Source organism: Micromonospora sp. NPDC047074 (assembly GCF_040643815.1).
Classification (GTDB): domain Bacteria; phylum Actinomycetota; class Actinomycetes; order Mycobacteriales; family Micromonosporaceae; genus Micromonospora.
On sequence record NZ_JBEYVB010000038.1, the window covers coordinates 47,847 to 65,951 of the forward strand.

Consider the following 18,105-nt stretch of genomic DNA (forward strand, 5'->3'; position numbering starts at 1 on the left):
CCACCGGAGCCTTCCGGCGCCCAGACCCGCGATCACGGGCGCTCCAGGGTGACGCGGCGGTCGGCCAGGGCGGCGACGAACTCCGTGTCGTGGGTGACGGCGACCAGGCCGTGCCCGGCGTCGCGCAACTCGGCGAGCAGGTCCACCAGCTCCAGCCACGTCCGCCGGTCCTGGCCGAAGGTCGGTTCGTCGCAGAGGAGCAGGCGTGGCGCGGTGGCCAGGGCGGTCGCCACGCTCAGCCGCCGTGCCTCCCCGCCGGAGAGGGTGTACGGGTTGGCCGCCGCGAGCCTCGTCAACCGCAGCCGGGTCAGCAACGCGTCGACAGTGGACCGTACCCTCGCCTCGGGCTGGCCGGTGCGGCGCGGGCCGAGCGCCAGCTCGTCGTGGACGGTGTTGGTGACGAACTGGTGCTCCGGGTCCTGGAAGACCGAGCCGATCCGGCGGGCCAGGGCCGGGGCGCGCCAGCGGTGCGGGGGCGTGCGGGCGTCGGCGCCGGCGAGTTCCGGGGTCGCCACGACCCGGCCGGTGCCCGGCCTGAGCAGCCCGCCGAGCAGCAGCGCGAGGGTCGACTTGCCGGCCCCGTTCGGGCCGAGGACGGCGAGTGCCTCGCCGGCGCGTACCGTCAGGTCGACGGCGGCCAGCCGGGGCGGCAGGCCGAGCCGGTCGGCGGAGAGCAACACGTCGCCGGCCGGCGCGGTGGCGTGGCGGGGCGGCACGGGCCGGCCGGGCACCCAGACGCCCTCGGCGGCGAGCGCGTCGCCGTGCGTGCCGAAGACGGCCTCGGGCGTGCCGTCCGCGCGGACGCCGCCGCCGGGTTCGAGCACGACCACCCGGTCGACCAGGGGCAGCGCCTCGGCGACCCGGTGCTCGACCAGGACCAGCGTGGTGTCGGCGTGCAGCGCGCCGGCCACCGCCGCCCGGATCAGCGCCGCGCCGGTGGGGTCGAGGTTGGCGGTCGGCTCGTCGAGCAGCAGCAGCCCGGGACGCAGGGCCAGCGCGCCGGCCAGGGCGAGCCGCTGCTGCTCCCCGCCGGAGAGGGCGGCGGTGGGGCGGTCCCGGTGGTACGGGAAGCCGACCCGGGCCAGCGCCTCGTCGACGCGGGGCCAGATCTCCCCTTCGGGGGTGCCGCGGTTCTCCAGCCCGAACGCGACGTCGTCGCCGCTGCGGGCCATCACGAGCTGGGTCTCCGGGTCCTGGAAGACGATGCCGACCCGTTCCCGGCCCTTGCGGGGGTCGAGCCCGTCGATCTCGACGGTGCCCTCCTGCTCGCCCGAGTCCTCGGGCAGCAGCCCGGCCAGCGCGGCGAGCAGGGTGCTCTTGCCGGCCCCCGACGGCCCGAGCAGCAGCACCCGCTCCCCGGCCTCGACGCGCAGATCCACTCCGCGCACCGCCCAGGCCCGCCGCCCGGCGTGCCGCCACCCGAACCCCCGCAGGACTACACCCCCCACCCCGCCCCCCTCCTCCCGCCTGCCCCCGTGGCGTTGATCATGAGGTTGGCGGCACCAATGGAGATCCACATCGCCGTCAACCTCATGATCAACGCGGTTCTGTCGGTCGGGGCGGTCAGATCAGGGGGCGGGTGCGGGCGGCGGGGAAGCGGTCCAGGGCGCCCGTGGTGGCGAGGGCGCGGGTCAGGGCCCAGCCGCCGGCACCGGCGACGATCGTGGCGCTGACGACGGTGAGCAGGGCGTACGGGATGCGGTAGCTGCCCAGCGCGTAGTCGACGTTCCAGACGACGAAGTCGAACAGCGCCGCGCCGAGGCCGGTCAGCGCACCCGCGATCAGCGCGGTGGGCAGCCGGAACGAGCGGTACCGGAACGCGGCGAAGGCCAGCTCGGCGCCGAGCCCCTGGATCAGGCCCTGCACGATGGTGATGCCGCCCCACTCCGAGCCGAGCAGCGCGGAGACCGTCGCCGCCACCGCCTCGCAGAAGAGCGCCGCGCCGGGCTTGCGGATCACCAGGCCACCGAGGACGGCCGGGACCAGCCAGACGCCGTACATGATCGCCTGGCCGGCCGGGAAGAACGCGAACGCCGGGTCGACGGCCCGCCACAGCAGGCCCCAGGCCCAGAAGATGACGCCGAAGGCCACCGCGATCACCGCGGCGACGACGACGTCGATGGTCCGCCACCGGGCGGTGGTGTTGTCTCGCATGGTTGCTCCCAGTCCTGAACGAGAACCAGGAGAAGACGCACGCCGCGCCCGGACGTGCCGGACGGCGACGCGGCTGGAGGTCGACCGAACTCCCTGCGCTGGCATTACCCAGATCAGGTTCGAGGGTCTGCGGGTGGTGCCCGCACTCTCAGCGCTGTGCGCTCCCCTGTCGGATGTGAAGTTGTCGGGCCGACGCTAACACCTTCGAAGATCATCGGGCAAAGTGATCTATCCCCAGCTCACCCCGCGGGTTCGATCGACGCACCCGATTCCGGCCCGGTACTCTCGGGCGGCCACTGGGAAACCGGCAGAGGGACACGTACGTGACATCCGAGGCTGACCGCCGCGCGCCGGACGGGCGGGACGAGGGCGGCGCGGTGCGCGTGGCCGCCCCGGGCGTACCGGAAGAGGCGCCCCACCGCCCGGGCGGGCGGATCGGGTCGGTGGAGGTCCTCGCCGGCCTGCTGATCCTGCTCGTCGTCTTCCGCGAGCCGCTGGCCGGCGCCCTCGCCACGCCCCGGTTGCAGACCTGGACCACCGTCTTCGTCTCGGTCCTGGTGCAGGCGGTGCCGTTCCTGGTCTTCGGGGTGCTGCTCTCCGCGGTGATCGCCGTCTTCGTGCCCCGGTCGTTCTGGGCCCGGGCGCTGCCGCGCCACCCCGCGCTCGCGGTGCCGGTGGCCAGCGCGGCCGGCGTCGTGCTGCCCGGCTGCGAGTGCGGGGCGGTGCCGATCGCCGGGTCGCTGATCCGGCGCGGGGTCACCCCGGCCGCCGCGCTCGCCTTCCTGCTCGCCGCCCCGGCGATCAACCCGATCGTGCTCACCGCCACCGCCGTGGCCTTCCCCGACGACCCGCGGATGGTGCTCGCCCGGGCCGTCGCGAGCCTGGTCGTCGCGATGGTCATGGGCTGGCTGTGGCTGCGCCTCGGCCGGGCCGACTGGATCCGGCTGCCGCGCCGGCCGGAGCTGGACGACAGCTCGCGCGGACGGGCGTTCTGGGCGGCCGTCCGGCACGACGTCACGCACGCCGGCGGCTTCCTGGTGATCGGCGCGGCCGCCGCCGCCACGATCAACGTCGTCGTGCCGGAGCGCTGGTTGCAGACGCTCGCCGACAACCCGGTGCTCTCGGTGCTCGCCCTGGCCGCGCTCGCCGTGCTGCTCTCCCTCTGCTCGGAGGCGGACGCCTTCGTCGCCGCCTCCCTGGCACAGTTCTCGCTGACCTCCCGGCTGGTCTTCCTGGTGGTGGGGCCGATGGTCGACCTCAAGCTCATCTCGATGCAGACCGGCGTCTTCGGCCGGAGGTTCGCCCTGCGGTTCGCCCCGGCCACCTTCGCGGTGGCCGTCGCGGTGGCCGTCGCGACCGGGGCGGTGCTGCTGTGAACCGGCAGGCGCAGGCGGTCGTCCTGCTGCTGCTGGGCGGCGCGGTGATCCGGGCCAGCCTCACCGACCTCTACCTGCGCTACGTCAAGGAGGGGCTGCGGCCCTTCCTGATCGCCGCCGGCCTGCTGCTGGTGGCCACCGCGGTGATGACCCTCTGGTACGAGCTGCGCCCGATCCTCCGCCGCGCCGACGCACCCGCACCGGCCGACGGACCCGACGGCCACGACCACGACGGGCACGGGCACCACGAGCCGCGCGTCGGTTGGCTGCTGATCCTGCCCGTGCTGGGGCTGCTGCTGGTCGCCCCACCGGCCCTGGGCTCGTACGCGGCCGGGCAGGCCGGCACCGCCGTCACCACCCGGCAGCAACCGTCCGACTATCCGCCGCTGCCCGAGGGCGACCCGGTGCGGGTCACCGTGCTCGACTACGCCTCGCGGGCGCTGTTCGACCGGGGCACCTCGATCGGCGACCGGCGGGTCCAGCTGACCGGCTTCGTCACCACCGGCCCCGACGGCCGGCCGCTGCTGGCCCGGATGGTGCTCTCCTGCTGCGCCGCCGACGGGCGGCCGGTCAAACTCGGCCTGACCGGCGCGGCCCCGGAAGGCCTCGCCGACGACACCTGGATCGAGGTGACCGGCCGCTACAGCGACCGGATCGCCCGGGACCCGGTCAACGACGCCGAGATCCCCTACCTGGACGTGGAGTCGTGGCGGCAGGTGCCCGTCCCCCGGCAGCAGTACGAGTGACCCACGTCTGCCCTGGGTAGGCTCACGATCATGCGGATCGAGGCCCGGGGTTTGACGTTCGACGTCCGCGTCGGCGGGCCGGCGGGCGGGACACCCGTCCTGCTGCTGCACGGCTTCCCGCAGCACGGCGGCGAGTGGGACGACGTGGTGCCCGCGCTGCACGCCGCCGGCCTGCGCACGTACGCGCTCGACCAGCGGGGCTACTCGCCGGGCGCCCGGCCCGGGGCGGTCGAGGCGTACCGGCTGCCGGAGCTGGTCGCCGACGCGGTGGGCGTACTCGACGCGCTGGGCGTCGACGCGGCGCACCTGGTGGGGCACGACTGGGGCGCGGTGGTGGCCTGGGCGGTCGCCGCCGGCCACCCCGAGCGGGCCCGCACGCTGACCGCGGTCTCCGTGCCGCACCCGGCCGCGATGGCGTGGGCCCTGACCGAGGACCCGGGGCAGAAGGCGCGGTCGGCGTACATGACGCTGTTCCGCAGGCCGGGCACGGCGGAGAAGGCGCTGCTGGCGCTGGGCGCGACCGGGCTGCGCCGGATGCTGCGCGGGGTCGGCGACGACCGGCGGGTGGCCGGGTACGCGGATCCGATGCGCGAGCCGGGCGCGCTGACGGCGGCCCTGAACTGGTACCGGGCCATGTCCCGCCGGGACCTGGCGGCCATCGGGCCGGTGGCGGTGCCGACCACATTCGTCTGGAGCGACGGTGACGTCGCGATCGGCCGGTCCGCCGCCGAGGCGTGCGCCGGCCAGGTGACCGGCGACTACCGGTTCGTCGAGCTGCCCCGGGTGAGCCACTGGATCCCCGACGAGGCGCCCGCCCCGCTGGCCGAGGCGATCCTGGCCCGGGTGCACGACCCGGCCTGAGCCCCGACGCTCCCGGCAGCGGCCGGGTCCGCACCCCGACGGAGGTACGACATGGACGGAGCAGACATGACGCTGAGCGCCGACGATTTTCTGACCGTGGTGACCGCCACGATGAACCGGGTCTCCGAGAGCCAGCGTGCGGCGGTGGCGCGGGCCGCCGACCTGATCGCCGACGCGGTCCGGGCCGACGGGGTCGTCCACGCGTTCGGCACCGGGCACTCCGAGGCGCTGGCCATGGAGATCGCCGGGCGGGCCGGCGGGCTGGTGCCGACCAACCGGATCGCCCTGCGGGACCTGGTGCTGGTCGGCGGCGCCCCGGCGGACGTGCTCGGGCCGCTGCTGGAACGCGACCCGTCGGTGGCGCACCGCCTCTACGAGCTGGCTCCGGTCGGGCCCCGGGACGTCTTCGTGCTCGCCTCCAACTCCGGCGTGAACGGGGCGATGGTGGAGTTCGCGTCGCTGGTCAAGGAGAAGGGGCACGGGTTGGTGGCGATCACCTCGGCGGAGCACTCCGGGCAGATGACCTCGCGTCACCCGTCCGGTCGCAAGCTCGCCGACTTCGCCGACGTCGTGCTCGACAACGGCGCCCCGTACGGCGACGCGACGCTGCCGCTGCCCGACGGCGGCGCGGTCGGTGCGGTCTCGTCGATCACCGCGGCGCTGCTGGCGCAGCAGATCACGGTGGAGGTGGTGGCCCGGCTGCTGGCGGCGGGGGAGCGGCCCCCGGTCTACCTGTCCGCCAACATCGCCGGCGGCGACGAGCACAACAACGCCCTGGAGGCCCGGTACGCGGGGCGGATCCGGCGCGGCTCCTGACCCGTCGGCGGTCCGCCGGGACGTGAGGTGAGTCGGTTTCGCGGACCGGCGGGTGGGGCATCAGCGATGCTGCCGCCGGCCGCCCCCGCCGGCAGTACCGTCTGACCGGAGGTAGCGCGTGTCCAAGGAAACCGAGAAGCAGCGCTGGCAGCGCAATTTCGCCGACCTGCTCCAGGAGCTGCGGGTCGCCCAGACCGGCGTGCAGATCCTCTTCGCCTTCCTGCTCACCCTGCCGTTCAGCAACGGCTTCACCCGCACCAGCGCTTTCCAGAAGGACGTCTACATCGTCTCGTTGCTGGCGGCGGCCGCCGCCACCGCGATGATCATCTCGCCGGTGGCCTTCCACCGTGCGCTGTTCCGGCAGGGCCGGAAGCCGGAACTGGTCCGGTTCGCCCACCGGATGGCCAGCGGCGGCCTCGCCTTCATGCTGATCTCGATGGTCAGCGCGGTGCTGCTGATCACCGACTTCGTGCTGGACCGCGGCATCGCCATGCTGCTCAGCGGGCTCACCGCCCTGTGGTTCCTCACCTTCTGGGCGATCCTGCCGTTCTCCCGGCGCAACTGGGGTGAGGACGACATCGACGATGACGACGACAACCCCCGGACGTCCGCCGAAGACTGAGCGCCGCCCGGGCGCCGGGTCGACGGAACTCGATATTTATCGCACGCTACCCCTGGGTAACAACCGGGGGTAGCGTGCTGTTCGTCGAGCACGTTGACGCATCCGGACCGAGGTTCGAGGGGGCCGCCGTGACCACGACACAGAACAGCCGACCCGCGCCCGACGGCTCAGGCGCGGACCACCAGTCCACGACCGACGACGGTGCGAAGGCCGCAGTGGTGGGGCCGCTGCCGACGGAGGCGGGACAGGTCTCCGAGAAGGAGGCCCGCCAGGTGGCCGAGGCGGCCCGGGAATCCGCCTGGGACCGCCCCAGCTTCGGCAGGGAACTCTTCCTCGGCCGGTTCCGGCTCGACCTCATCGACCCCTGGCCGCGCCCCGACCCGGCGGACGTGACCCGCGCCGACGAGTTCCTCGCCCGGTTCCGGGAGTACCTCACCACCGAGGTGGACGGTGCCGCGATCGAGCGGGACGCGGCCATCCCGGACGAGGTGTTCCACGGGCTGGCGCGGCTCGGCGCGTTCGGCATGAAGGTCGACCGGTCGTACGGCGGGCACGGGCTCAGCAACCTGCACTACTGCCGGGCACTCATGCTGGCCGGCTCGGTCAGCCCGGCGATCGGCGCGCTGCTCTCGGCGCACCAGTCCATCGGGGTGCCGCAGCCGCTGAAGATGTTCGGCACCGCCGAGCAGAAGCAGCGCTTCCTGCCCCGGCTCGCGGCCGGTGAGGTGTCCGCGTTCCTGCTCACCGAGCCGGACGTCGGCTCGGACCCGGCCCGGGTGGCGACCACCGCCGAGCCCACGCCCGACGGCACCGGCTACCGGCTCAACGGCGTGAAGCTGTGGGCCACCAACGGCACCGTAGCCACCCTGCTCGTGGTGATGGCCCGGGTGCCGGCCACCGAGGGACGGCGGGGCGGGGTCACCGCCTTCGTCGTCGAGGGCGACACCGAGGGCATCACGGTCGAGCGGCGCAACGCCTTCATCGGCCTGCGTGGCCTGGAGAACAGCCTGACCCGCTTCCACGACGTGTTCGTGCCGAAGGAGAACGTCATCGGCGGCGAGGGCAAGGGCTTGAAGATCGCCCTGACCACGCTGAACACCGGGCGGCTGTCGCTGCCGGCCATGTGTGTCGGGGCCGGTAAGTGGGCGCTGAACGTGGCCCGGGAGTGGGCCGCCGACCGGGTGCAGTGGGGGCGGCCGGTCGGCGAACACGAGGCGGTGGCCCAGAAGCTCTCGTTCATCGCCGCGACGACCTACGGCATGGAGACCATGCTGGACCTCTGCTGCCTGCTCGCCGACGACGACCGCAACGACATCCGGATCGAGGCGGCGCTGGTCAAGCTCTACGCCAGCGAGATGGCCTGGAGGATCGCCGACGAGCTGGTCCAGATCCGGGGCGGCCGCGGCTACGAGACGGCCGACTCCCTCGCCGCGCGTGGCGAGCGACCGGCCGCCGTCGAGCAGATGCTGCGCGACCTGCGGATCAACCGCATCTTCGAGGGCTCCACCGAGATCATGCATCTGCTCATCGCCCGGGAGGCGGTCGACGCGCACCTGTCGGTCGCCGGCGACATCATCGATCCCGACGCCGGCCTCGGCCGCAAGGCCCGCGCCGGCGCGCGGGCCGGTGCCTTCTACGCGAAGTGGCTGCCCACCCTGGCCGTCGGAAAGGGGCAACGCCCGTCGGCGTACGCCGAGTTCGGCCCGCTCGCCGGCCACCTGCGGCAGGTCGAGCGCGCCTCGCGCAAGCTGGCCCGGTCCACCTTCTACGCGATGTCCCGCTGGCAGGGCAAGATGGAACGCAAGCAGGCGTTCCTCGGCCGGGTGGTGGACATCGGCGCCGAGTTGTTCGCGATGTCCGCGGTCTGCGTGCGCGCCCACGCCGAGCGGGAGGCCCGGCCCGAGAACGTCGAGCTGGCCGACCTGTTCTGCCGGCAGGCCCGGGCCAGGGTCGACGCGCTCTTCACCGCCCTGTGGGACAACACCGACTCGGTCGACAACATCGCCGCGCGGCGGATCCTGGCCGGGCGCTACGCCGCCCTGGAGGAGGGCGTGATCACCCCGGCCGACGACCTGCCCTGGGTGGCTGCCTGGTCGCCCGGCCCGTCCACCGCCGACGACGCCCGCCGCCGCATCCCACCGGCGCGCTGACGCCCCGGGCGCCGGGCCGGTGGCCGCCATCGACCCGGCGTCCGCAGCCAGCCGGTCAGCGACCGCCGCGTAGGCCGAGTTGGCGCAGCTCCAGCGCGGCGAGCGCGTCCACGGCGTCGTCGTCGCCGCGCCGCCACGCCTCGGCCACGTCGGGGGCGATCCGGGTCAGCCGGCCCAGCGGCTGGGTGGCCAGCGCGCGCAGGGCGAGCAGGTCGCGGCCGGCGGGCGCGGCGGCCAGCTTCGCGGCCGAGGAGGCCCGGCGCATCCAGCGCACCCGCAGCGGCAGCCAGCCGAGGAGCACCAGGCCGAGCGGGAACACCAGCACGGCGACGGCCAGCGCGAGGGCGAGCTGGTCGACCAGGTCCTGCTGGTCCCGCCCCGCCTCGGCCAGCGAGCGGGCGGCGCCGGCCGCCCGCTGGAACGGCGCGGTCAGCTCGTCGCCGACCAGCGGCACCCGGCCGACCTTGCCGCCGGCCTCGGCCAGGTTGTCGGCCAGGCCGCCACCGGCCCCCTCCAGCTTCTGCCCGGGTACGGCGAGCTTCTGGACCAGGTCGTGCAGCCACAGCGCGCCACGGATCGCGCCGTACACCCAGGCGACGACGAGCAGGTCGGTGACCAACTGCCGGACGGCGGTGGGAAAACGATCAGCGTAGATCTTCACGCCGACAGCGTGCCACGTACGGCCGGACCCGGCACGGCGCGGACGGCGGGCCGTGCCGGCTCAGCCGGCGCAGGCCGGGCAGGTGCCGAAGATCTCCAGGGTGTGGCTGACGTCGACGTAGCCGTGCTGCGCCGCCACCCGCTCGGCCCAGCTCTCCACCGTCGGCCCGGCGACCTCCACGGTGCGGCCGCAGGCCCGGCAGACCAGATGGTGGTGGTGGCCCTCGCTGCACCGGCGGTAGAGGTGCTCGCCCCCCGGCGGGCGCATCACGTCGATCTCGCCCGCGTCGGCCAGCCCCTGGAGCGTGCGGTAGACGGTGGTCAGCCCGACCCGCTCGCCGCGCTCGCGCAGCATCGCGTGCAGCTCCTGCGCGCTGTGGAAGCCCTCCAACTCGGCGAGCAGCGTGCTCACCGCCGAGCGCTGGCGGGTGTTGCGGACCGTGGAACCCGTCATGACCCCTCCCCGGCGTGGCTCACCGCGTCGGCCACGATGTGTGCGACGTGCTCGTCGACCAGCGCGTACGCGATCTCGCGCCCCCGCCGCGAGCCGCGCACCACGCCGGCGCCCCGCAGCACCCGCAGGTGCTGGGAGACGAGCGGCTGCGCGGCGCCGAGCTTGTCGACCAGCTCGTGCACGCAGCGCTCGCCCTCGGCGAGCTCACTGACGATGGCCAGCCGGATCGGCGCCGACAGGGCGCGCAACAGCTCGCTGGCGCCCTCGAAGGCGTCGTAGCCTGATCCGTCGGTCACCTAGTAACGGTAACCAATACCATCCGCACGCCGCTGGCCAGGATCACTGGAGCACGACCTCGTGCGGCTCGGGCGCCGGCGTCGCGGTCGGGGTGCGCCGCCGGCGCACCGCCCGCCAGACCGCCCCGAGGACCGCGACCACCCCGAACGAGGCGATCGCCATCAGCACCACCGAGGCGCCGGGGGCGGTGTCGGCGTTCGCGGCCACCCAGACGCCGGAACCGGCGGCGAAGAGCCCCAGCGCCATCGCCGCCGCCATCGTGCTGCGGAAACCCCGGGTCACCTGCTGCGCGGTGGCCACCGGCACCACCATCAGGGCGCTGATCAGCAGCACCCCGACGGCCCGCATCGCGATGGTCACGGTGACCGCGGTGGCCACGGCGAGCAGCATGTTGAGCGTGCGCACCGGCAGGCCGGAGACCCGGGCGTACTCCTCGTCGTGGCAGACCGCGAACAGGGCCGGGCGCAGCGCCAGCATGGTCACCGCGATCGCCGCGCCGAGCACCGCGATGGTGGTCAGGTCCGCCGGCATGATGGTGCTCAGCGAGCCGAACAGGTAGGCGTTGAGGCTTGCGCTGGTGCTGTCGGAGAGCCCGACCAGGGTCACGCCGCCGGCGATACCGCCGTAGAAGAGCAGGGCCAGGGCCAGGTCGCCGGAGGTGCGCCCGCGCGCGCGGACCAGCTCGATGGTGACCGCGCCGAGGGTCGCCACGACGACTGCGACGAGCACCGGGGACCGGTTGAGCAGCAGGCCCGCGCCGACGCCGGTGAGCGCCACGTGCCCCACCCCGTCGCCGATCAGGGCGAGCTTCCGCTGCACCAGGTAGATGCCGAGCGCCGGGGCGGCCAGGCCGATGATCAGCGCGCCGATCAGGGCCCGCTGCATGTAGGGGTACTGGAAGAGTTCCATCTCAGCTGCTCCACAGCCCGGCGGGCTCGTCGGGACCGTGCGGGTGCACGTGGTCGTGGTCGGGCTCCGCGTGGTGGCCGGCGGGCTCGGGCACCGCGCCGTCGTGACAGATCCCACCCTGGTGTACGACGACCGCCCGGCTGATCAGCGGCCGCAGCGGTCCGAGCTCGTGGGCCACCAGCAGCACCGTGCCGCCACCGGCCACGAAGCCGTGCAGCGCCTTGGCGAACGCCTCCTGGCTGGCCGCGTCCACCCCGGCGGTGGGCTCGTCGAGGACGAGCAGCTCCGGCTGGCCGGCGAGAGCCCGGGCGATCAGGGTGCGCTGCTGCTGCCCGCCGGAGAGGGTGGCCACGGGATCGCGGGCCCGGTCGGCGAGCCCGACCGCCTCCAGCGCGGCGGTCACCGCCGCCCGGTCCGCCGCGCCGGCCGGGCGCAGCACCCCGCGCCGGGCGAGCCGGCCGGAGGCCACCACCTCGCGGACGGTGGCCGGCACGCCGCTGCCGGCGCCGAGGCGCTGCGGGACGTACCCGATGCGGTGCCACTGCCGGAAGCGGCGCAACGGGCGGTCGAAGAGGGTGACCGACCCGGAGCTGAGCGGCACCAGGCCGAGGGCGGCGCGGATCAGGGTGGACTTGCCGGAGCCGTTGGCGCCGAGCACCGCGACCACCTCGCCGGCGGTGACGGTCAGGGAGACGTCACGCAGCACGGGGCGGCCGTCGTAGCCGACCACCCCGTGCGTGACGGTGATGACTGGGGATGTCACGAGCAGCTCAACGCCGTCCTCAGGGTCTGCAGGTTGGTACGCATCACCGAAAGGTAGTCGCCGCCGTTGCCGGTCGACAGCCCTTCCAGCGGGTCCAGGACGGCGGTCTTCGCGCCGACCTCCCTGGCGATGGTCTCGGCCACCTTCGGGCTGACCAGCGTCTCGAAGAAGATCGTGGTGGCCTTGTGCTCCCGCGCCTCCTCGATCACCTCGGCGAGGCGCTGCGGGGAGGGCTCGTTCTCCGGGCTCAGCCCGGTGATGCCGATCTGCTCCAGCTGGTAGCGCGAGGTGAGGTAGCCGAAGGCGGTGTGGCTGACCACGATCTCCCGCCGCTGGCAGGTCTTCAGCCCGGCCGTGAACTCGGCGTCCAGCTTCTCCAGCTCGGCGCGCAGCGTCCTGGCGCGGGCGGTGTAGTCGGCGGCCCGGTCCGGGTCGGCCCGGCCGAGCCGCTCGGCGAGCCGGTCGCCGACGGTGGCCAGGCGGGTCGGGTCGAGCCAGAGGTGCGGGTCCTTGCCGCCGCCCTCCTCGTGACCGGGCTCCTCGGCCTTGCCCGACTCCTCGGGGTGGCCGTGCTCCTCGCCCTCGTGGTCGTGGTCGTGGCCGCCCGCCGCCGCGTCCAGCAGCGGCTGCACGGTCGACACGTCGAACGCGCGGTCCTTGGCGTTCTGCTCGACCGCCTCGTCCAGCGCCGGCTGGAAGCCCTTGAGGAGGACGACCAGCTCCGCCTCGACGACCTGGCCGACCTGGCCCGGGTTGAGCTCCAGGTCATGCGGCTCGGCCCCGGGCTTGACCAGGTTGGTCACCTTCACCGCGTCGCCGCCGATGCGCTCGGCGAGGAACTGCAACGGGTAGAAGGCGGCCACCACGTCGACCCGCTGCGGGTCTGCGCCGGTCGCGCCGTCGTCGGAGCAGGCCGCCACGCCACCCAGCGCGAGCAGGGCGGCGGTGGCGGCGGCCAGGGTACGGGGGGCGGAGCGGATGTTCATGACATGAACTGTCCGCGACAACGATAATGATTGTCAAAAACGCATGCTTGCATGTCAGAACAGCTTTGCCAGCCCCGCGGCGACCAGCAGGGTGAGCACCAGCAGCCGGATCACCCGGGTCTGCGCGGTCTGGACCGCCCAGGTGGTGACCAGCAGCGCGGCGACGGCCGCGGCCAGCAGCAGGGTGAACAGCCCGCCGACCACTCCGGGGGTGAAGAACGCGACCAGCGCCAGCACCAGGGTGACCAGGAACACCGTCGTCGGGTTCGCGCGGGCCAACCGGGCCGGCAAAGGACTCTGCGTACGCTGCATCCCACAGACAATACGAGGAGGAACCCGGTGCTGGTGACGAACCGGTTCGTGGTGGACGTCGATGTCGCCGACGAGTTCACCGAACGGGCGCACGCCGCCCTCACCGCGCTCGCGGCCCGCCCCGGTTACCTGCGCGGCCAACTGGTCCGGGCGCTGGACGACCCGCGCCACTGGTGCCTGGTCACCGAATGGGAGTCGGTCGGCACCTACCGGCGGGCACTCGGCGGCTTCGACGTCAAGATCACAGCCGTGCCGCTGCTCGCCGAGTCGGTCGACGAGCCGTCGGCGTACGAGGCGCTCGCCACCGCCGCCCCCGGCGGGGACGTCGTGCTGGCCGCCAGCGATCGGGCCGCAGGTCCGTACCGCTGAGCCCGGGGGCACTAGATTGCTTGCATGACCGCTCCCGGACCGGCGACCCCGCCGCCGTACCCGCCGCCGCCCGGCCCGCAGGGGGCGTCGCCGCCCGTACTGCCCGGCCCGCCGGCGGATCCGGGCGTGCCCGCCCCGCCGGCCGGACCGGGGGTCGCCCCACCGTTCGCGGCGCCGCCCACCGAGGGCCGCAACACCCGGCTGTGGCTCGGGCTGGGCGCGGGGGCGCTCGCCGTGCTGATCTGCTGCGGTGGCGGCGGCGCGGCCGTGGTGGGCCTGGCGGTGACCGGGGTGCAGGCCGTCCGCGAGCAGGGGCGCACCGTCTCCACCGACTACTACCGGGCGCTGGTCGAGCGGAAGTACGGCGCGGCGTACGACCAGCTCTGCGACGAGGCGCAGCAGCGCGAGTCGCGCCGGGAGTTCGAGCGTCGGGTGGCCGCCGAGCCGCAGATCGCGGACTTCCGGGTGGGCGACGTGGACGTCGTGAACCTCACCGTGCCCGTGGACGTGACCTACCCGGGCGGCCGGCAGGACCGGCAGCAGGTCACCCTCGGGCAGGACCAGCAGACCGGCGGCATGGAGGTGTGCGGGGTGAGCTGACCCGCCCCCGGTATTCTGCTGGGCCCGGGCCGGCGGTGGTCGTACCGTTGTCCCGAACTGCTCGTTCCGTCCTTTTACCGCGTCCCCGCCGACCGCCAGTCGGCGTAGGAGGAAACATGCCAGCCGACCGCATCGACGCCGTCGTCAGCCTCGCCAAGCGCCGAGGCTTCGTCTTCCCCTCCAGCGAGATCTACGGAGGCACCCGGTCGGCGTGGGACTACGGTCCGCTCGGCGTGGAGCTGAAGGAGAACGTCCGCCGGCAGTGGTGGAAGACGATGGTCCAGCAGCGCGACGACGTGGTCGGCCTCGACTCCGCCGTGATCCTGGCCCGCGACGTCTGGGCCGCCTCGGGCCACCTGGACGCGTTCGTCGACCCGCTGACCGAGTGCCAGTCGTGCCACAAGCGGTTCCGGGCCGACCACCTGGAGGAGGCGTACGAGGCCAAGCACGGTAAGCCGCCGGCCTCGCTGACCGAGCTGAACTGCCCCAACTGCGGCAACAAGGGCACCTTCACCGAGCCGAAGATGTTCAACGGCCTGATGAAGACCTTCCTCGGCCCGGTGGAAAGCGAGGAGGGCATGCACTACCTGCGGCCCGAGACCGCCCAGGGCATCTTCGTCAACTACAAGAACGTGGAGACGGTCGCCCGCAAGAAGCCGCCGTTCGGCATCGCGCAGACCGGCAAGTCGTTCCGCAACGAGATCACCCCGGGCAACTTCATCTTCCGCACCCGCGAGTTCGAGCAGATGGAGATGGAGTTCTTCGTCGAGCCGGGCTCCGACGAGCAGTGGCACGAGTACTGGCTCTCCGAGCGCTGGAACTGGTACCTCGACCTGGGCCTGTCGGAGGGGAACCTACGCTTCTACGAGCACCCGAAGGAGAAGCTGTCCCACTACTCGAAGCGCACGGTCGACATCGAGTACCGCTTCCAGTTCGGCGGCACCGAGTTCGCGGAGCTGGAGGGCATCGCTAACCGCACCGACTTCGACCTGACCACGCACAGCAAGCACTCCGGCGTCGACCTGTCGTACTTCGACCAGGCCAAGGGCGAGCGCTGGGTGCCGTACGTCATCGAGCCGGCGGCCGGCCTCACCCGCGCGGTGCTGGCGTTCCTGCTGGAGGCGTACGACGAGGACGAGGCGCCGAACACCAAGGGCGGCGTGGACAAGCGCACCGTGATGCGCTTCGACCCGCGGCTCGCCCCGGTCAAGGTGGCGGTGCTGCCGCTGTCGCGCAACGAGGCGCTCTCGCCGAAGGCGAAGGGCCTCGCCGCCGACCTGCGCAAGCGCTGGGTGGTGGAGTTCGACGACTCGCAGGCGATCGGCCGCCGCTACCGTCGCCAGGACGAGATCGGCACCCCGTTCTGCGTCACCGTCGACTTCGACACCCTCGACGACAACGCGGTGACCGTGCGGAACCGGGACACCATGACCCAGGAGCGCATCTCGCTGGACCAGGTCGAGCGCTACCTGATCGAACGCCTCCCCGGCTGCTGAGCTGTAAGGAAGGGCACCTTCTTAACGTTTTCTGTAGAGGAAGGTGCCCTTCCTAACACCACTGGAGGGCTCACCCGCCGCTACCCGGCACCTCGACGGGCTCGACGCGGACCGGGTTCGTGGCGCCGAGGCCGCGCCTCGATTCGTACGCGTCCTCCACCGTGCGGCGGACCCGGCCGGGCTCGCGGCGGATCTGCGCCGGGGTGAAGTGCAGGATCAGGATGCCGTGCCGGCTCAGCTCGTTGTGCCGATCGAGCGTCCGCGCCCAGTCTCCAGGGCTGAAGTGGTACTCCCGCGAGTCGACCTCGAGCGCCACTGCCGCGTCGGCGAGATAGCCGTCTGGCGTCGGCAGTGAGTTGCCGTCCCCGGCGACCAGACGGGGGTTCCACCGGATCTCCGGCAACAGCCGACTGCCGGCCAGGCACTCCCGCAGCTCCGCCTCCGGAGCGGACCGGGTGCCGTTGACCACCTCGGAGTACGCCTGCCTGACCAACGCCGTCCGGCTTCGCCGCGCCCGGCGGATCTCCTCGTCGAGCCGGGCCAGGTCGGTGAACCCGCGCTGCACGGACTCGGCGACGATCGCGCGTACCGGCCGCAGTTGGCGCAGGTCGCGGGCCGCGTCCACCACCGCCCGGGCCGGCGAGCAGACCGGGTAGATCGGTGCCCGCCGGGCCCAGGCGTCCAGGGCCAGGGCCCGCGTGACGCGGGCGAATCCCGCCGAGCTGCGCCGCGTGTGGTGCGGCACGATCAGGTGTACGTCTTCGGTGCGCGGACTCTGCCGGAAGCCGTACCAGATCAGCGCGGCCAGCCCGGTGAGCTGGGCGTCCGGCCCGGCGTAGAGCGCGGCGGCGATCCGTCGCTGCTCATCGGTCAGGGTGCCGGTGACCAGGGCGTACGTGCCCGGCAGCACACGCTGCCACTGGCGGCGCCGGGTCTGGCGGTACAGGTGCATGTCGTCGAGGCCGGCGGCCAGGAGCTGGCCCCGGGTGACGATCTGCTGTTGACGTTCCGCCGCGACGGCGAGTTCGGGTGGCTGTTCACGCATGAGGCGCAGGATCGGTCGCGGGGCACGCCCGTGTCCCGCCCGGCGGGCCAGCCTGTGGACGACGCCGGCACCTGTGGAGAACGCCCCGACGTTGGGCTGCCTGTGATATGCGTCGTGTTAGCAGGGGGCCCTTCCTCTACCGGAGACGTTAGGAAGGGGCCCTTCCTTACACTTGTGCGGTGACTGCTTCGACCGCGCCTGCCCTGGGCCCGCTGACCATCGGGCCGTACCAGGTGTGGCCGCCGGTGGTGCTCGCGCCGATGGCCGGCATCACCAACGTCGGCTTCCGGCAGCTCTGCCGGGAGCAGGGCGGCGGCATCTACGTCTGCGAGATGATCACCACCGTCGCGCTCGTCGAGCGGAACCCGAAGACGCTGCGCATGATCGCGTTCGGCGCCGACGAGAAGCCCCGCAGCCTTCAGCTCTACGGCACCGATCCCGAGATCACCGCCGCCGCCGTGCGGATCGTGGTCGAGAAGGACCTCGCCGACCACATCGACCTCAACTTCGGCTGCCCGGTCCCCAAGGTCACCCGCAGGGGTGGCGGTTCGGCGCTGCCGTGGCGGCGCCGGCTCTTCGCGCGGCTGGTCAGGGCCGCGGTGGACGCCGCGTCACCCGCCGGGGTGCCGGTCACGGTCAAGATGCGCAAGGGCATCGACGACGACCACCTGACGTACGTCGAGGCGGGGCTCGCCGCCCAGGACGCCGGGGTGGCGGCCGTGGCCCTGCACGGGCGTACGGCGGCGCAGCGCTATTCCGGCACTGCGGACTGGGACGCCATCGCCACGCTCAAGCAGGCTCTCGACGTGCCGGTGCTCGGCAACGGCGACATCTGGGAGGCCGACGACGCGCTGCGGATGGTGGCCCACACCGGCGTCGACGGGGTGGTGATCGGCCGGGGCTGTCTGGGCCGGCCGTGGCTCTTCGCCGACCTGGAGGCCGCGTTCGCCGGCCGCCCGGAGCGTCGGCTGCCCACCCTCGGTGAGGTGGCCCGGACCATGCGCCGGCACGCCGAGCTGTTGGTCGACCAGTTCACGGCCGGCTCCCGCACCCCCGCCCGGGGCGAGCGGGACGGCTGCACCGACTTCCGCAAGCACGTCGCCTGGTACCTCAAGGGCTTCCCGGTGGGCAGCGAGCTGCGCCGGGAGCTGGCCATGATCGAGAGCCTGGCCCAGCTCGACGACCTGCTCGGCAAGCTGAACCCGACCGAGCCGTTCCCGGTGGCCACGCTGGGCCAGCCGCGCGGCCGGACCAACTCGCCCGGCAAGGTCTACCTTCCCGACGGTTGGCTGGCCAGCCGGGACGACGACACCGTGCCCGAGGGTGCCGAACTGGCCGACTCGGGCGGCTGACCGGCCGGACCGGCAATAGGAAGGGCCCCTTGCCAACGCATAGCGTTGGCAAGGGGCCCTTCCTTCTGTTCGGTCAGGAGGTGTAGCCGCGGGTGGCGATCCAGTCGGCGAGGTTGTCGACGCTCATCCGGTAGGAG

At 73.3% G+C, this 18,105-nt stretch carries 20 protein-coding genes and 1 riboswitch; of the genes, 10 read left to right on the forward strand and 10 right to left on the reverse strand.

What is annotated here, in order from left to right; translation table 11 throughout:
• Positions 1 to 32: 32 nt before the first annotated feature.
• Together ABZ809_RS28785 and ABZ809_RS28790 are read right to left on the reverse strand one after the other, a co-directional pair.
• Positions 33 to 1,448 carry an ABC transporter ATP-binding protein gene (locus ABZ809_RS28785; RefSeq protein ID WP_357565749.1) on the reverse strand — a complete coding sequence of 472 codons (1,416 nt, stop codon included), beginning with the start codon at positions 1,446 to 1,448 and terminating at the stop codon, positions 33 to 35.
• Positions 1,449 to 1,563: 115 nt separating this feature from the next.
• Positions 1,564 to 2,154: an ECF transporter S component gene (locus ABZ809_RS28790; protein WP_357565750.1), complete on the reverse strand. Its 591-nt coding sequence runs from the start codon at positions 2,152 to 2,154 to the stop codon at positions 1,564 to 1,566.
• Between the two features lie 72 nt (positions 2,155 to 2,226).
• Positions 2,227 to 2,332: riboswitch (TPP riboswitch) on the reverse strand.
• A gap of 199 nt (positions 2,333 to 2,531) precedes the next feature.
• On the opposite strand from ABZ809_RS28790, the gene ABZ809_RS28795 reads away from it, so the two are divergent.
• The 6 genes from ABZ809_RS28795 (at position 2,532) to ABZ809_RS28820 (ending at position 8,725) form a co-directional block, all read left to right on the forward strand.
• Positions 2,532 to 3,530 carry a permease gene (locus tag ABZ809_RS28795; RefSeq protein ID WP_357565771.1) on the forward strand — a complete coding sequence of 333 codons (999 nt, stop codon included), beginning with the start codon at positions 2,532 to 2,534 and terminating at the stop codon, positions 3,528 to 3,530.
• Complete coding sequence (locus ABZ809_RS28800) at positions 3,527 to 4,276, forward strand: TIGR03943 family protein (protein ID WP_357565751.1); 750 nt, start codon at positions 3,527 to 3,529, stop codon at positions 4,274 to 4,276. Before ABZ809_RS28795 ends, ABZ809_RS28800 begins: the two co-directional genes overlap by 4 nt.
• A 30-nt stretch (positions 4,277 to 4,306) precedes the next feature.
• Positions 4,307 to 5,137, forward strand: a complete 831-nt coding sequence (locus ABZ809_RS28805) for an alpha/beta hydrolase (RefSeq protein ID WP_357565752.1) — start codon at positions 4,307 to 4,309, stop codon at positions 5,135 to 5,137.
• Positions 5,138 to 5,203: 66 nt separating this feature from the next.
• On the forward strand, positions 5,204 to 5,953 hold the full coding sequence (locus ABZ809_RS28810) for an SIS domain-containing protein (RefSeq protein WP_357565772.1): 750 nt from the start codon (positions 5,204 to 5,206) through the stop codon (positions 5,951 to 5,953).
• Positions 5,954 to 6,071: 118 nt separating this feature from the next.
• Positions 6,072 to 6,575, forward strand: a complete 504-nt coding sequence (locus ABZ809_RS28815; protein WP_357565753.1) for a DUF6328 family protein — start codon at positions 6,072 to 6,074, stop codon at positions 6,573 to 6,575.
• A 128-nt stretch (positions 6,576 to 6,703) separates the two neighbouring features.
• Positions 6,704 to 8,725: an acyl-CoA dehydrogenase family protein gene (locus ABZ809_RS28820; protein WP_357565754.1), complete on the forward strand. Its 2,022-nt coding sequence runs from the start codon at positions 6,704 to 6,706 to the stop codon at positions 8,723 to 8,725.
• A gap of 55 nt (positions 8,726 to 8,780) precedes the next feature.
• On the opposite strand, the gene ABZ809_RS28825 is transcribed toward ABZ809_RS28820, so the two are convergent.
• From ABZ809_RS28825 to ABZ809_RS28855, 7 genes are read right to left on the reverse strand one after another with little or no spacing between them, the layout of a single operon-like run.
• Entirely contained in the window at positions 8,781 to 9,386 is a 606-nt protein-coding gene (locus tag ABZ809_RS28825) for a hypothetical protein (protein WP_357565755.1), read from the reverse strand.
• Between the two features lie 60 nt (positions 9,387 to 9,446).
• The gene (locus ABZ809_RS28830) at positions 9,447 to 9,839 is read right to left on the reverse strand and encodes a Fur family transcriptional regulator (protein WP_357565756.1); all 393 of its coding nucleotides are present in this window, start codon (positions 9,837 to 9,839) and stop codon (positions 9,447 to 9,449) included.
• Positions 9,836 to 10,135, reverse strand: coding sequence for a metalloregulator ArsR/SmtB family transcription factor (locus tag ABZ809_RS28835; protein WP_088998913.1), 300 nt, complete (start codon positions 10,133 to 10,135; stop codon positions 9,836 to 9,838). The genes ABZ809_RS28830 and ABZ809_RS28835 overlap by 4 nt, the downstream gene beginning before the upstream one ends.
• 43 nt (positions 10,136 to 10,178) lie before the next feature.
• Positions 10,179 to 11,045, reverse strand: coding sequence for a metal ABC transporter permease (locus ABZ809_RS28840; protein ID WP_357565757.1), 867 nt, complete (start codon positions 11,043 to 11,045; stop codon positions 10,179 to 10,181).
• Position 11,046: 1 nt separating this feature from the next.
• Positions 11,047 to 11,808: a metal ABC transporter ATP-binding protein gene (locus ABZ809_RS28845; RefSeq protein ID WP_357565758.1), complete on the reverse strand. Its 762-nt coding sequence runs from the start codon at positions 11,806 to 11,808 to the stop codon at positions 11,047 to 11,049.
• Positions 11,805 to 12,794, reverse strand: coding sequence for a metal ABC transporter substrate-binding protein (locus ABZ809_RS28850; protein ID WP_357565759.1), 990 nt, complete (start codon positions 12,792 to 12,794; stop codon positions 11,805 to 11,807). Before ABZ809_RS28850 ends, ABZ809_RS28845 begins: the two co-directional genes overlap by 4 nt.
• A gap of 54 nt (positions 12,795 to 12,848) precedes the next feature.
• A complete protein-coding gene (locus ABZ809_RS28855; protein ID WP_357565760.1) occupies positions 12,849 to 13,106 on the reverse strand; it encodes a hypothetical protein in 258 nt (85 codons plus the stop codon).
• A gap of 27 nt (positions 13,107 to 13,133) precedes the next feature.
• Here ABZ809_RS28855 and ABZ809_RS28860 point away from each other — a divergent pair, with 27 nt between their 5' ends.
• The 3 genes from ABZ809_RS28860 (at position 13,134) to ABZ809_RS28870 (ending at position 15,571) form a co-directional block, all read left to right on the forward strand.
• Positions 13,134 to 13,475 carry an antibiotic biosynthesis monooxygenase gene (locus tag ABZ809_RS28860; protein ID WP_357565761.1) on the forward strand — a complete coding sequence of 114 codons (342 nt, stop codon included), beginning with the start codon at positions 13,134 to 13,136 and terminating at the stop codon, positions 13,473 to 13,475.
• A gap of 126 nt (positions 13,476 to 13,601) precedes the next feature.
• Positions 13,602 to 14,075, forward strand: a complete 474-nt coding sequence (locus tag ABZ809_RS28865; protein WP_357565773.1) for a hypothetical protein — start codon at positions 13,602 to 13,604, stop codon at positions 14,073 to 14,075.
• 116 nt (positions 14,076 to 14,191) lie between these two features.
• On the forward strand, positions 14,192 to 15,571 hold the full coding sequence (locus ABZ809_RS28870; RefSeq protein WP_357565762.1) for a glycine--tRNA ligase: 1,380 nt from the start codon (positions 14,192 to 14,194) through the stop codon (positions 15,569 to 15,571).
• Between the two features lie 70 nt (positions 15,572 to 15,641).
• Here ABZ809_RS28870 and ABZ809_RS28875 read toward each other — a convergent pair whose 3' ends face one another.
• Positions 15,642 to 16,616: a type IV toxin-antitoxin system AbiEi family antitoxin domain-containing protein gene (locus ABZ809_RS28875; protein ID WP_357565763.1), complete on the reverse strand. Its 975-nt coding sequence runs from the start codon at positions 16,614 to 16,616 to the stop codon at positions 15,642 to 15,644.
• Between the two features lie 179 nt (positions 16,617 to 16,795).
• On the opposite strand from ABZ809_RS28875, the gene dusB reads away from it, so the two are divergent.
• Positions 16,796 to 17,968 carry a tRNA dihydrouridine synthase DusB gene (gene dusB / locus ABZ809_RS28880; protein ID WP_357565764.1) on the forward strand — a complete coding sequence of 391 codons (1,173 nt, stop codon included), beginning with the start codon at positions 16,796 to 16,798 and terminating at the stop codon, positions 17,966 to 17,968.
• Positions 17,969 to 18,105: the final 137 nt, after the last annotated feature.